Annotated in this window: 13 protein-coding genes and 1 tRNA gene; 5 read left to right on the top strand and 9 right to left on the bottom strand. The window is 41.6% G+C overall.

Annotated elements, in window-relative coordinates:
* Positions 1–588: an SRPBCC family protein gene (locus tag V7K61_RS20755; protein ID WP_335056141.1), complete on the top strand. Its 588-nt coding sequence runs from the start codon at positions 1–3 to the stop codon at positions 586–588.
* Positions 589–681: 93 nt separating this feature from the next.
* On the opposite strand, the gene V7K61_RS20750 is transcribed toward V7K61_RS20755, so the two are convergent.
* A tRNA-Glu gene (locus V7K61_RS20750) sits at positions 682–754 on the bottom strand.
* Between the two features lie 326 nt (positions 755–1,080).
* Between V7K61_RS20750 and V7K61_RS20745 the strand changes: the two genes are divergently transcribed.
* Positions 1,081–3,000 carry a cation:proton antiporter gene (locus V7K61_RS20745; RefSeq protein WP_335056139.1) on the top strand — a complete coding sequence of 640 codons (1,920 nt, stop codon included), beginning with the start codon at positions 1,081–1,083 and terminating at the stop codon, positions 2,998–3,000.
* A 152-nt stretch (positions 3,001–3,152) separates the two neighbouring features.
* On the opposite strand, the gene V7K61_RS20740 is transcribed toward V7K61_RS20745, so the two are convergent.
* Together V7K61_RS20740 and V7K61_RS20735 are read right to left on the bottom strand one after the other, a co-directional pair.
* A complete protein-coding gene (locus tag V7K61_RS20740) occupies positions 3,153–3,785 on the bottom strand; it encodes a cytochrome b N-terminal domain-containing protein (RefSeq protein ID WP_335056137.1) in 633 nt (210 codons plus the stop codon).
* 100 nt (positions 3,786–3,885) lie between these two features.
* Positions 3,886–4,581, bottom strand: coding sequence for an esterase/lipase family protein (locus V7K61_RS20735; protein WP_335056135.1), 696 nt, complete (start codon positions 4,579–4,581; stop codon positions 3,886–3,888).
* Between the two features lie 747 nt (positions 4,582–5,328).
* Here V7K61_RS20735 and V7K61_RS20730 point away from each other — a divergent pair.
* Positions 5,329–6,834, top strand: a complete 1,506-nt coding sequence (locus tag V7K61_RS20730; RefSeq protein WP_335056133.1) for a hypothetical protein — start codon at positions 5,329–5,331, stop codon at positions 6,832–6,834.
* A gap of 409 nt (positions 6,835–7,243) precedes the next feature.
* Here the strand turns inward: V7K61_RS20730 and petJ are convergent, their stop codons facing one another.
* The 4 genes from petJ to V7K61_RS20710 all read right to left on the bottom strand — a co-directional run bounded on the left by petJ (position 7,244) and on the right by V7K61_RS20710 (position 9,350).
* Entirely contained in the window at positions 7,244–7,588 is a 345-nt protein-coding gene (gene petJ / locus V7K61_RS20725) for a cytochrome c6 PetJ (RefSeq protein WP_335056131.1), read from the bottom strand.
* Between the two features lie 246 nt (positions 7,589–7,834).
* Positions 7,835–8,254, bottom strand: a complete 420-nt coding sequence (gene petE / locus V7K61_RS20720; RefSeq protein WP_335056129.1) for a plastocyanin — start codon at positions 8,252–8,254, stop codon at positions 7,835–7,837.
* 255 nt (positions 8,255–8,509) lie between these two features.
* Positions 8,510–9,001 carry a photosystem II cytochrome c-550 gene (gene psbV, locus V7K61_RS20715; RefSeq protein ID WP_335056127.1) on the bottom strand — a complete coding sequence of 164 codons (492 nt, stop codon included), beginning with the start codon at positions 8,999–9,001 and terminating at the stop codon, positions 8,510–8,512.
* A gap of 133 nt (positions 9,002–9,134) precedes the next feature.
* A complete protein-coding gene (locus V7K61_RS20710; protein ID WP_335056125.1) occupies positions 9,135–9,350 on the bottom strand; it encodes a hypothetical protein in 216 nt (71 codons plus the stop codon).
* A 26-nt stretch (positions 9,351–9,376) separates the two neighbouring features.
* Between V7K61_RS20710 and V7K61_RS20705 the strand changes: the two genes are divergently transcribed.
* Entirely contained in the window at positions 9,377–9,520 is a 144-nt protein-coding gene (locus V7K61_RS20705) for a hypothetical protein (RefSeq protein WP_335056123.1), read from the top strand.
* A gap of 13 nt (positions 9,521–9,533) precedes the next feature.
* On the opposite strand, the gene V7K61_RS20700 is transcribed toward V7K61_RS20705, so the two are convergent.
* Together V7K61_RS20700 and V7K61_RS20695 are read right to left on the bottom strand one after the other, a co-directional pair.
* A complete protein-coding gene (locus V7K61_RS20700) occupies positions 9,534–10,370 on the bottom strand; it encodes a carbohydrate ABC transporter permease (protein ID WP_335056121.1) in 837 nt (278 codons plus the stop codon).
* Positions 10,363–11,328, bottom strand: a complete 966-nt coding sequence (locus tag V7K61_RS20695; protein ID WP_442936340.1) for a carbohydrate ABC transporter permease — start codon at positions 11,326–11,328, stop codon at positions 10,363–10,365. The genes V7K61_RS20700 and V7K61_RS20695 overlap by 8 nt, the downstream gene beginning before the upstream one ends.
* A 107-nt stretch (positions 11,329–11,435) precedes the next feature.
* Here V7K61_RS20695 and V7K61_RS20690 point away from each other — a divergent pair, with 107 nt between their 5' ends.
* Complete coding sequence (locus V7K61_RS20690; RefSeq protein ID WP_335056119.1) at positions 11,436–13,886, top strand: ATP-binding protein; 2,451 nt, start codon at positions 11,436–11,438, stop codon at positions 13,884–13,886.
* Positions 13,887–13,985 lie beyond the last annotated feature (99 nt).

Here is a 13,985-nt window from a genome sequence, read left to right as displayed (position 1 = left end):
GTGACTAAAAAACAGAACATCACAGAGAACCCTGATTTGCAGTCTTCCACTGATGACACCAAACTAGAAGAGGATTTGCTTGCTCAGGTAGAAGTTCAAATTGAGAAAATAGCAGAGCGACAGCGGCAAATCAGTGCTAGAGTCCAAATTCCCCACCCCGTGGAGCAAATCTGGAAGGTTCTGACAAATTATGAAGCCTTACCTGACTTCCTCCCCAACCTCGCTAAGAGTTGTCTAATTGAGCATCCCGATGGTGGGATTCGACTGGAGCAAGTAGGCTCCCAGCGCTTACTGAATTTCAATTTTTCTGCGCGGGTAGTTCTGGATTTGGAAGAATGCTTCCCCAAAACAATTAATTTCCGCATGGTAGAGGGAGATTTTAAAGGCTTTTCTGGTAGCTGGTGCTTAGAGCCTTATTCTTTCGGTGAGTATCTAGGAACAAATCTGTCCTACACAATTCAAGTTTGGCCTAAACTCACTATGCCAGTGGGAATTATTGAAAATCGCCTAAGCAAAGATTTGCGGTTAAATCTTTTGGCTATTCACCAACGTGTAGAAGAGCTAGCCAGCAAAGAACCGTATGCATAACAACAATTAAACCATCATTCAGGGTATTCCTGGATGATGGTTTTTATTGCTAGATTTCAAACAAAAAAGCTTTTGCTTTTTATTGTTTTTAAGTACCCCCAGGGGAATTCGAATCCCCGTTACCTCCGTGAAAGGGAGGTGTCCTAGGCCTCTAGACGATGGGGGCATCGGACTCAGACCTTTTATAAGTTAACCAATTTTCTTGCTCTTGTCAACAGGTTTTGCCAAAAAAAGTTTGTGGCAGCTAAACTGGGTGGAAGCAAAAGCTTAAAGAGGATACAAAGATATGGAGACAGAGAAAAAAGTCCGTAGATACTTCTGCGGTCAGTCGCAGGGTGCATCAGCGTTGGGTGTGGGGAATTTCGGGGTATACACATATCTAACAAACGCTGAAGACAGCAAGGAACAAAGGGTATGATGTTGTACCCTGTAGAGTTAATATCTACGGTTTTTTACAAGAGATTTTGAAATAAATCGCTCAAAATCTACAACATGGAAGCATCTTTTGAAATCACCATACAGATGGCGATCGCTGTCTTTGCAGGCATTAGCGCCCAAGTGCTGGCTGCATACCTTCGTGTACCCAGCATCGTCTTGTTATTGCTGTTGGGCATTTTGTTTGGCTCCGATGGCATAGGGCTATTGCATCCCCATTCGCTAGGCACTGGACTGGAAGTTATAGTCGCTCTAGCAACGGCAATCATTTTGTTTGAAGGCGGGCTTAACTTGGATCTGCGTGAGTTAGGTAGAGTTTCAGTCAGCCTACAATTGCTCGTCACTCAAGGAACGCTAATCACCCTGCTTGGCGGGAGTATGGCTGCTCACTGGCTGGGTGAATTTCCCTGGAATATAGCTTTTCTCTATGCTTCCATAGTCGTGGTGACAGGCCCAACCGTCGTTGGCCCTTTGCTCAAACAAATCAATGTAGATCGACAAGTGGCAACACTTTTGGAAGGAGAAGGGGTGTTAATTGACCCTGTAGGGGCTATCCTCGCCTTCGTTGTCCTCGATACGATTTTGAACGGCGATGCTGACCCGATTAATGCGATCGTCGGTTTACTTATACGTCTGGGTGTCGGAGCAGCAATTGGTGGTGCTGGCGGTTATCTGATGAGTTTGATTTTCAAACGCGCCAGTTTTCTGTCATTTGAGCTAAAAAACTTAGTGGTGTTGGCGATACTTTGGAGCTTGTTTACCTTATCGCAGATGATCCGCAGTGAATCGGGAGTAATGACAACAGTAGTTGCAGGAGCAGTCTTTGCTAACTCCTCAGTCCCGGAAGAACGTTTGTTACGCAGCTTTAAAGGTCAGCTGACAATTCTCAGCGTCTCGGTGCTATTTATCTTATTAGCTGCTGACCTATCCATTGCCAGTGTGTTTGCTTTGGGTTGGGGTAGTTTATTCACTGTTTTAGTACTAATGTTTGTCGTTCGCCCGATTAATATCTTGTTATGTACCTGGAACAGTGATCTCAACTGGAGACAGAAACTGTTTTTAAGCTGGGTTGCTCCGAGAGGAATTGTTGCCGCTTCTGTAGCTTCTTTTTTTGCGATTTCGTTGACACAGCGAGGCATTAACGGCGGTGATTCCATCAAAGCTTTAGTATTCCTCACAATTATCATGACTGTTGTCTGCCAAGGACTAACAGCTGGCTGGGTTGCTAAATGGCTGCAAATCACCTCTAAGGACGTAACTGGGGCAGTGATTGTGGGTTGTAATCCCTTGAGTCTTGTGATTGCCCGCTTCTTTCAAGAACGCGGAGAAAACGTGGTGATGATTGATACTGACCCCGAATGTCTTGTGCAAGCCGAGGCGCAAAATCTCCGGGTGATTGCCAGCAGTGCGCTGGATGCTGCTGTTTTAGAAGAGGCAGGACTTGCCTCTATGGGTACTTTTTTGGCGATGACAAGTAATGGGGAGGTGAATTTTGTTTTGGCTCAACGAGCAGCTGAGGAGTTTAAACCTCCGCGTGTCTTAGCTGTTTTTCCCCGCGATCCGCAAGCGAGTACCTCGGCTAGTAATAAAGTTAATCAAGCTTTTATCCCAGACTTAGCAATTAAAACTTGGAATGAGTATTTGAATGATGGGCGAGTGAAGTTGGGGACAACTACGCTAGATGAGTTGGAGTTTTCAACTCAATGCGATCGCATCCAAGAAAAGATTCGGACTGGGGTGTTGATACCACTATTGGTAGAACGAGCAGAACGCTTACAGGTAATGCCAGCTAACCAAGATTGGGAAATTGGCGATCGCATTATTTATCTATTACATGACCCCAGGCCTAGCCTTTTAAAACGTTTATCTGGTGCTACCCAATCCACTCCCCTATCTTTAGAAAAGTTACCAGAGGTTGAAGATTTATCCCTCGCCCAATTATCTCAACTTTCTACTAGTGAGGCTTCTGGGGGATGAGGGGCAGGGGAGCAGGGGAGCAGAGGAGCAGAGGAGCAGAGGGGCAGAGGGGGACAAGGGGAAATTATTGAACAAGTCTCTCCGTTATCTTCCCCATTTACCTTGTCCCTTCCTTATAACCACTGCCCCTTTTACTCCTCTTTGGCTCTTTATTAGCCTTCGGAAGGAATAAATTCGCTTTCTGGTTTTGGCGTTTCTTGATACATTTGCCATTCTTGCCAGAGTAAAGCAGACAAATGTACTATGGCGAGAATTAGCGTCGCTACCGAAATCAGATAACTGTGGATTGTGTAAAGGTGTTCGACGGTAATTGTGTTAATGGCTCCACCACCAGTCAGGATTTCGCGCAGTTGCCCACCAATCAAAGGAATGGCTTCGATGGTTCCTAGCTCAATGCTAAAACGCCAGTACCCTTCCTGAGTCCAATCTAAAATCATTGCTGTCCAATTCAGCCCGATCGCACTTAGGGTTAACAAAATCACACTAATCCAAGCAGCCAGCCAACTCTTGCGAAATTGCCGACCTAAAAACATCACCACAATTTGAATGAGAGCGATCGCAATTACCCCGTTACCAGCAAGATCGTGCGCTCTCCAAAACAACCAGCCGTATGGCAGTTGTGTATTAATCATCTTTAATGAGTTATAAGCTCCGCCTGCTGTCGGTTCATAGTAAAAAGACAGCAAAACTCCGGTAGAGATATAAATTAAACACAGAGTCAAAATCACGACTGATAATATCGTCGCTATTCGTCGCAAAATCTGATCGAACTGGGTGCTTTGCATGGCTCACCCCTCCTGTTCTTAACTAAGTATTTATTCTTATTACAATTTTAGCTAAGAAATTTTAATAAATTTTACTTTTCTTATATAAAAATAAAGTTTTTTAAATCAAATATTGCACCCAAGCTTTTAAGGGTTCTGGTGAGCCATACCAAATTCCGGGACTTCTGGGAGAATGCTTGACACCTTCAATCACCAGATTTTCCGCCCCCTCCAAATGAGCAGCTTCAATGGGCGTAATGCCATCTCCCCATGTGTTGCCCTTACCACAGGTTAATTGGTAACTACTGTAAGCTAACCAACTACCAGGACGCCTTTTCCCAAAGATAGTTTTGCCAGCCACACAAACGTAACGAACGTTTTTGTAAAACGCTCCTGGGTAGTTATTGGTGACAAAATCTAGATTGGAACGTGTCCAGCGTTCTTGGCTAATATGGGGTGTACCCAAGGTGACGAAAGTAGCAACCAAGGGATGCCCTTGGCAGAGAAATGGTTTGACATCGCCGCGTGCTAAATAGGGCTTTTCTCCCATGTAAATGCGGGATATCCAACCTCCGGCTGAGTGACCAATTAAGTTAATTTGAGTAGCATTACATTGACGTAATATATGCTTGATCGTGTAATCGAGTTGTTGCAGAATCAATGTTACGGGTCTTACTCCTAAAGTGGGGAGCCAGTCACGCCGCCGCAGTGGGACTGTAACTGTGGGAAAATTTAAGTTTTGTAGGGATTGTTCTAGTTGGCGATAAGCGATCGCACTTTCTAGATATCCAGGCAAAATAACTGTCGGTAACGGCATTTGAAATTTTGGATGCGATGATTGAGGGTTTGAACTTTTTTGACGAAGAAGTAGTCATTCATATTGAGGAGCTAGAATTGCGATCGTCTAACTCACCGCTTGGAGAAAAAACCAATAGCTTTGGTGGAATTTAAGGCTAGAATGTCAATAAAATTGTACGGTTTGCAACAGTTTGAGGGGCTACCAATGTGGTAGTATTTTCAAATAGGGACTAGTCTCGGAGAAACACGTGTGTCATCTGTTACAGAAGTTTAGTTGACTGAAAAACAGTTGAAAAACAAGGTAACTTCGGCAGATGTTTTGATGTATTCAAACTTGTGCGTTTACTTAAGGTGATTTACAAGAATAAATATACCGATGCCGTTGGTTTCGACTTCGCTCAACCAACTGATTAGATCGAGAGTTGAGTGAAGTCGAAACTCGCCAACATAGGTATTTTCTTTGTCGGAAATCACCTAAACTTTATAAAACTCCCAGATATTAATTTTAATTGTGTGTCATAACTAACAATAAAAAATCAAAAGTAGTAATTTTTCAAATACCTCTTTAGCAGACTCGAATTTTGAAAATATGATACAGCGTCATTGATTAATTAAAAATTTGAATAAATGGCAATTTTGGCGTTTTGATTGCCAGGAGAGGAAGTTATTATTTCCTTATGAAGAACGCATATCTTGCAAGATATTGCAATGTCGAAAAGAGAAAATCGCTAGTCAACTGCAACTGAGTGAGTGAACGATAACAGCCATGTCTTACGTCTCCCTGCTGAAAAATATACCAGAAATCTTAAGCCAGCCAATTGGGATAGCAGCTATAGCCTCCCTTGGTATCCACGGTGCGATCGCCATGATCGTACCATTGATGCCGATGGAGTCTAACAAGCCCAAAGAAACAGCATCATCCAAAACAGTCGGACTTTTGGAATTGAGCCAAGCTGACCAAAACCGTTTGCCGCAAAGCACCCCCCAAATTGGTTTACAACAATTACCTCCAGTCGCCCCACTTGCTGGTTCAAACTTTAGCCTCCAACCGGGATTAACCCCATTAGCGCCATCACCATCCAGCCAGCTGGTACTGCCTCCGCTACCCGCATCATCAAATAACTATCGAGTCTCTTCCTTGCCTACAAGGCAGTCTTTGCGGATGATTCCTAGTGATAATTTGCGGTTTGATGCTTCTAAATTTGATAGTTCTAAATTTAATACCAGCGCCAGATTCTCTCAACCAGTTCCTCGTGTGAATGTGAATGAGAGTGTCGCCAAATACGAGTCACCTAAGCCGCTAGCTGTAAATAGGTTGCCAGAATTGCAGTCGCAGCAAATACCTGCTGATATACTGCGGAATGCCCAGCCCCCAATCTTATCTGAGACTACACCACTTGCAACAGCACAGGTAAATCCGACTTCGCAGCCAATGACGCAACCAATTCCTAATGCGTCGTCTACAATTGCTCAAAACCCGCTGATAAATTCTCTAAAACAAGCTCCAAGGAATGGGGATACTTTAATTGGAACTAGGGGAAGCACGCTACAAACAGCGGATTTATCAACGAAGGGAACTCAACAGGCAATTGCACAGCTAGACTCTTACGCCAACCTGAGAAAGGAAGTTCAGCAACAATACCCCAACGCTGAACAAAAACCAGTCATCCGTCAAACATTATCCACGAATAAGTCAAATCTTGAAGGTGCTGTTTTGGGTGTATTGGTGGTAGATCCTGATGGTAAGGTCTTAGATATCAAATTTCAAGACAAGTTAATTTCCCCAGAATTGCAATTAAAAGCAAGGCAATACTTCAACAAGCAATCCCCCAAGGGAGATAAACAGATTAGTTCCTATCCATTCAACCTACGTTTCCAAAACAGCACGAGCAATCTTACTGGGACTACTCAAGAGCAAAACCCCTCGTCATTATCTGCACCGGGAATCAATAACAATCAGATTACCCCCTCACCAGCAGCTACTTTTAAACCATTACCTGATTTACAAATCAGAAATAACCCGCCTACGTCCTCACCAACAGGTACTCTCAAACCATTAATTACACCAGCAGCTACTCCCAAACCATTATCTGAACTGCAAATTAAAAATAACCAGCCTACGCCTTCATCGACAGCTACTACTTCTGAACCTTTATTGTTGCCGAAAATCAATCAGGGCCAGTCTACATCTGCTGCTGAATCAGATAAAAAATTAGTAGAACGGTTGCGCGAAGTTAAGGAAAACCGACAAAAGTCTAATCCAGAAAAATAATCGCCCGTTGATGATTTTGGATTCAGGTAGGGGGAATTTATCTAGATGCATTTGCAGCGTCTGATAAAAAAGCCTACCTGAAAATCATTCTTTTCGACTATTTTTTGCATAAGTCCTATTTAAAATACAATACGTTTGAGTTAAGGGTTATTGGTGTAGTTTCAAGACGCGATAAATCGCGTTTCTACATCAGGTTTTTGGGTTTAAAATATTGTTTTTAGTAGTTGACGAACTAGCGATCGCTAGTTCGTTATACATAATACTTAATTTAGAAGTTCGTTAAATCCAAGAAGGAAATGCACTGAGGGATTTCCAACAAATAAATTCTCCTGTGGGGTGAGCGTCTAGCCAGGCTATTAACTAAAGATAGGCAAACGCTCACCCCAAAAAACTATACGGTATAGCTACTTTACCAGCCTTGTTCCGCATTTTGAAAAACGTAAGCAGCTACCTCCAGAATCTCCTCAGAACTTAACTTGTCTTTAAAGGCAGGCATGGCATTTTTACCATTTTGCACTTGGTGGATAATCGCCTCGATTGAGTCTTGATTGTAATTTTCTAGGTACTTTGACAATGCTTCCTTTTTCAAGGTTTTCTGGCTGATAAGGATGTTACCGCCACCTATATGGCAAGAAGCGCAGTTAGCCTCGAAAATTTTCGCACCGTTGGATGTTTCAGCAGCTAGTGCTGGACTAATGAATGTAAATTTGAATAGGGCGATCGCCGACAGTAGAATTAATAAAAGTATTCTCAACAGTATTTCCTCGCAACAAGCCTCCAGCAAGAGTATAAACGCGATTAATCCCTGATTAAGTCAAATTTGATCAAAATTGGCGGTAACAAGTTCACTCCTCGATCGCTACAAATTAGTTTAGCGTCTTAGGGAAGGATAGAACTCGTTACCGCCATTTCTGCATTCTTATGCGTCACTCTAGGAGTGTAGCGTGTGGCGATGAGCTAATTTCACTGAGTAATCATCTCGTGTCAAACGCTGGTGTTTCTAGCTTTCGACAGTGATTGTACCAACCATACCAGCACCACGATGAGGTTCACAGTAGAAGGTGTAGTCACCAGCAGGTGCGTCTGCTGCAAAGGTGGTTGTTTCCTTTTGACCAGGACTCATGAGCAACTTCTTATGAGACAAAGATTTAGCTAAATCGGCGCTCTTAGAGGGGTTTTTGGCATTATCAAACACAACATTATGGGGAGGAACTTTATTGTTCACCCATTCAATAGTGTCACCTGGCTTAATTGTCAACTTTTTCGGTTCAAATGCCAGCATTCCTTTATCGCTACCCAATTTCACCTTGTAGGTTTCAGCTGAAGCACTGGGAGTAAAAACAGCAAAGCTGCTAACAACTAAAAGGATTGTCAACACAGCTAAACTAAGGCGTCGCCAGCTTGCCGAAATTAATTTCATAGCTCTCTCCTAACAAACAATTTTTTTCCCTTTCTCATTTTAAATAAAATCAACACCAAATATGACAATCTGTCATAGATCAATTTTTTTTTAAGAATGGAGAGCAATTTATTGCAAAAAGCTGTCCCATAAGCAGTAAATGAGGAACAGGGAACAGGGAACGGGGAATGGGGAACGGGGAATGGAGACTGAATTCTTCCCAATGCCCTATTCCCAATGCCCAATACCCTATTCCCAAGGACTCAACTACGAGATTTAGTAATAGATTTTTCCGCCTCCCCACTTAGTACCAACGATTTTGGGTTGTAAGAGAATATGACCGGCGATCGCCTCCAAGTCATCTTCCGTCAGATTTCGCACTGCTGTGAAAATATCTGCGCTTTTGAGACTGGGGTGTATTTCGGAAATCTCTTCTTCACCATCGTAAGTAGTGGGATTTTTCAGGTAATCTACTAAACCTTCAATGTTGTTACGGTTAGGTGTTGCCAGTGCCAAGTCGTCTGGAGTGAGTCCCACGTTTTGGTTTGTCTTGGTAACTCCACCAGCATGACATTGGGCACAAGCGTAATTAAATAAGCGTTTGCCTTCTTTGACTTGTTTAAGGCTGAGTACAACGGTATCACCCTGAGTATTTAATGGCACTGTTCGGGTAGCTTCGTCTAGTTCCACTGCTGTCGCGCTACCGACAATCAACTGAAACGAGAGTAAAACAGTAGCCACAACAACGCCAATTAGTCTTATAAACATGTTTCCCCTTAAAGATTTTGACGCTCAACACAGCTAAGAACGCGATTCTCAATCTCCAAGCTGCTAATTGCTAATGACTCATTGTTTTTTATCATTAGCTATCAGTTATTAGCCAAAGTTCTGAGATAACCCTTCAGGTGACTTCGCGATCGTCCACCAAGTCGTTAGTACCTTTGGGGCATATTTCAGAGGATATTTGGGAAATAATTGCCTTTGCATCTTCTAACGCCAAACGGGTCTTTTGGTGTTTGTAGGCGATTCCCAGTTGGTTGCACAGAGAAAACACTTGTTCTACAGGAATGCTGTAGTCGTCTGCTATCTCTGCGATCGATAGGTCTGCAAAACCCATAATGCTTGTTTACTGATAGATAGAGATTGAGTCGCTGTAATACCAATATCACGTTAGGAGTGCAATTTGTTGCCCAAAATACTGTTTGGGGAATGGGAGGGGCAGAGGGCAGGGGGCAGGGGGCAGGGGAAGCAGGGGAAGCAGGGGAAGAATTTTTAACTTTTGACTAATGACTAATGCCTATTAACCTTTTCCCCCGGTAAAGGTGACGCTTTGAATAAAGTAACGGTTAAAAAAGGCGTAAATGCCTAAAGCTGGTAGGGTGAAGACCATAGAAGCCGCCATAATGTAGTTCCAATAGCTGATGTATTGACCTTTGAAGGTGTTCAGCCCCAAGGGGAGGGTAAACATTTCTGGGTCAAATAGGATAACTATAGGCAGTAAAAAATTATTCCAACTCCCCATGAAGACAAAAACCGCCTGCGCCGCCAGTGCTGGTTTTGCCAAAGGTAAGACAATGTGTCGAAAAATTCCAAAAGTATTTAAGCCATCGAGTTGAGCTGCTTCTTCTAGTTCTTTAGGAAAATTAACGAAAAACTGCCGCATCATGAAGATAAAAGTGGCATTAACCATGCTAGGCGCTATCATGCCTTGGTAAGAATTTAGCCAGCCGATCGCTTTTAAAATTAAAAATGTGGGAATTAGCGTGATTTGCGCCGGTACTGCCAGCACAGCCAAAATTAGGAAGAACCAAAAACGTTTACCTACAAAGCGCAGTCTTGCCAAAGCATAACCAGCCATTGAATTTAACAACAAATTTAAAAGCGTGACGCTGATAGCGATCGCTACACTGTTGAATAACCAGCGCCAAAATAGCGGTTCTTGGAGAAAGATTTGCTTGTAGTTATCGAGAGTAAAATTATTGGGGAGAAAGTTGGGTTCACCACTGACAATCTCTGATAACGGCTTAAATGATGCTGAAAGTGCCCAGAGAAAGGGTATTAGGGTAATAATGGCATAAAGTGTCAGCAGGACGTATAACAAGGCTTTGAGCCAGGATAAGCCAGAGGTGTTAGTCAAATCGTTCGCCTCCGAAAAGTCGCCGCTGAATCAAAGTGATGAGAATGATCGCTGCTGCTAACAAAAATGCGATCGCTGCTGCATATCCCATTTGTAAATTCCGAAACACAGCTTGATAAATCAGTAGCACCACAGTTAAGGTAGCGTTGTTTGGCCCGCCAGTACCGCCAGAAAAGATGTAAGACTGGTCAAAAAGTTGAAAAGTCCCAATTACCCCCACTGTTGCCACAAAGAAGGTTACAGGCTTAAGCAGGGGAAGAGTAATGTAGATAAATTGCTGCCACCCATTTGCGCCATCGAGTTCCGCCGCCTCATAAAGTGTTTGGGGTATATCTTGCAACGCCGCCAGATAAATCACCATGAAAAACGGTGCAGTTGACCAAATGTTCATGATCATAATGCCTTTGAGCGCAACTGCTGGATCGCCCAACCAGTTATAAGTCGGTAGCCCCACAAATGCGAGGAAATCGTTTAGTAGCCCATCAGTGTTATAAATCCACATAAAGATCAGTGTCAGCACTGCTGAAGAAGTGACTGTGGGCAAAAAATAGAGGATGCGCCACCAGTTTTTACCACGAATCCCAGAATTTAGTGTTACCGCCAGAATTAAAGCTAGTACGGTTTGAGTTGGCACAACAATGGCTACGTATTGTGATGTGTTTCTCAAAGCAATCCAAACCCGTTCATCTTCAGCTAATCGCGTGAAGTTCCGAAAACCAATGAACTCGTACTCAATACCGCCGAGAAGTTGGACTTTTTGCAGGGAAAGAAAAACGGCGTAGAGAATGGGTAAGACTACAAAAGTTCCCAAAACTAGAATTGTGGGCATCATAAACATATACCCAGCCAAGTCTTCGGTCATATTCCATTTGGGGTTATTCCGTCGCCTGTTGATTTCAAACACTACTGAACCTCCGCTTAATCCCGCACAACCCGACTGTAGCGATAGGTCGTGCATGATTATTTATCGTACTCCCAGACAAAAATAAAGACATTGCCTGTGTGAGTTAGCTGGATATGTAAGTTAGGGAACTATATATTTAGTTTCCTTGGAATGCTCACAAAATGTCATATACAGCCTACTTACGTTCAATTAAAAGTAAACTTCAGAGAACTGGTAAAACTCAAAAAAGTCTACGGGTCAAAACTATCATAGAACAGTTTGGCTACCAGCGTAGAAGTCAATCATTCATAGATGATTTTAATACTGCCCTGGATGAATTGGGGCTTTGTGCAAATCCTCGGTTAGATTTACATATTCCCTTAGATACAAAAATAGCTATTTCTATTAAAGGTGTAGAACCAACAAATCAAGTTGCTGAACCTCAATCAATTTCAGCCAAACTAAAAGAGGCAGTTTCAGTCAAACATGATTTTTTCTACTACTTGTTTGATTTTGGTTCTGAACAAGAATATGAACGATTTCAAGCGTGTTTAGATTCTCAACAGCCAGTAGGTATTTTTTTGATTCCACAAGTAGAAGATTTCTTCTGTGATATTGTTGTCAAAATCTTTAATTATGAATTAATTAGAAAATCTCAATATGGAGGCTATCATAGTATACCAAAAGTTGCCAATAGGAAAATTCCTACAAGTATTCTCTCAGAAGATAAAGATTGTGCAGATGAGCAAGAAAATCCTATATCCGATGCTAGTATTTTCCAGTTTCATCGCTCAATTATGACCAGTATTATCCTTGGCAATACTGGCTTAGAGTTGCTTGATTCTGAAAAATTCGATCAGCAGTTTGAACAGATATCTCTATATGCGAATAAATATAATTCCGAACAGTTCTTTATTTTATTTCATTGTCCATCGGCATTAGAAATTCAAGCCCATCAGCAAGAAGATGCTTTAGGGTACTTGGTAGATAGAGTTGCTAGTAAAATTCCTTTTACTTTTACTCTCCGGTGTAAATACCCAAATGAAGCCTCTATTGAATATAAAGAGGAAGTTTACGCCCATTTCCGTCTACTGTTGGAACTTCCATATTATGAAATAGAGGAAGATGATGCATTTTTGCAAGATTACTTTGTCGAATTACAAAAGGCTCAAATACAGGCTGAGTCTCAGTTATTTCTGAAGATGAAATCTGAACATTTTTACACTCTGAAGTGGCAGCAGGAAAGTAAAGAATATATCTATCTTAAATATTTTGCTATTAAAACGTTGGAAAGCTTAGGATATGGATTGTCTAATATTGACTGTGAAGTTGAGTTGACTTCTAGAGATGAAGAAGCAATCGATGAAGATCCATCAGACGATGATGAAGAGTACCAAAATGAAATTATAGAAGTCTATGTAAAAAATCAGGTAGTGGTTGAGATAGAAACTCTAAAATACCAAGAATTTCAGGATAATAATCTCTTTTTAGATTCAATTAAAAGAGTTTTAAGAAAATCAAAAGTATGGCCAAATAAACTAGAAAGTCTTTGGTTGGTAATTCCCGGTTTTGAGATAGCACGCAACTATTACCAACTGAAAAAAGTTAAGGAAATATTAGAATATAAGTTTTCTGGATATTATGGCGATCGCTTCCAAGTTATAATTATGGCTCCTGATTATGAAAAACACCAATTAGTCCCGGTATCATTTGATTCTATCGAATATCCATCCTTTAAGTATGGAGCCAAAAAACCTAGTTTAGTCCAAGCATATCCAATTACTAACCGCATCAAAGAATTTAAGCTTGACTTTAGCCAAGTACAAGGGCTAAACGAAGAAAAAGAAAAACTAACTAGACTTTTGAAGCTGCAATCTAAAGGACATAAGAGTTCAATTGGCGGAATTCTTTTCTATGGCTTACCGGGATGCGGTAAAACTCTATTAGCAAATGCCTTTGCTAATGAGTCTGGAAGATACTTCTTTAAGTTCTCTCCTGCCGATATTGTCAGTGTTTGGATAGGGCAAAGTCAAAAGAATATTCGAGATATTTTTGCTCAAGCTAAGAAAAAATCTCCTTCACTTTTATTCATTGATGAGTTAGACAGTATTGGGTTTAATCGTAACGATGACAATGCACACACAGACCAAAAGGCAACTATCAACCAATTACTTATAGAACTAAATAATCTGCAAAATAGTGATGTAATTGTCATTGCTGCTACTAATTATTTGAGTGGTATTGATAGCGCTTTGAAGCGTTCTGGTAGATTGGATTGGAAGATTCCTGTTTTCCCACCCGATCGAGTAGAAAGAATAGATTTATTCAAACACTATCTATCAAAAATTGATATGAATCAGCTAGTCAATTTTGAAATTCTGGCGGATAAAAGTGGGAGATTTACTTCATCAGATATTGAGTTGGTTTGCCGGGAAGTTAGAAATGCTATTCTGCTAGAAGAAATCAGTTCGGCTTTAACAACTTCAGATGTGATTACTTATATCAATAATCTTCAAGATGGTGGCTTAAGTCTTAACGAAGGACAAGTCAAAGATTTTTTGGAAGAGTGTAGGAGAATGAGTGTAAAAAATCCTAAGTTAGAAACCCTGAAATTAGAATGGGGATTGTATTAGCAATAAGCTAAGAAAAATGGCGTAGGCGTAGCCCGTCGTAGGCATCGCTTCTAATGGTTCTAAGTAGCCGTGGGGTACTCCTGTCCCTCCGTGAAGACA

It is taken from the genome of Nostoc sp. (assembly GCF_036918015.1).
GTDB lineage: Bacteria > Cyanobacteriota > Cyanobacteriia > Cyanobacteriales > Nostocaceae > Nostoc.
Note: the sequence above shows the minus strand (reverse complement) of the source record. Positions and strands in the feature narration are given on the sequence as shown.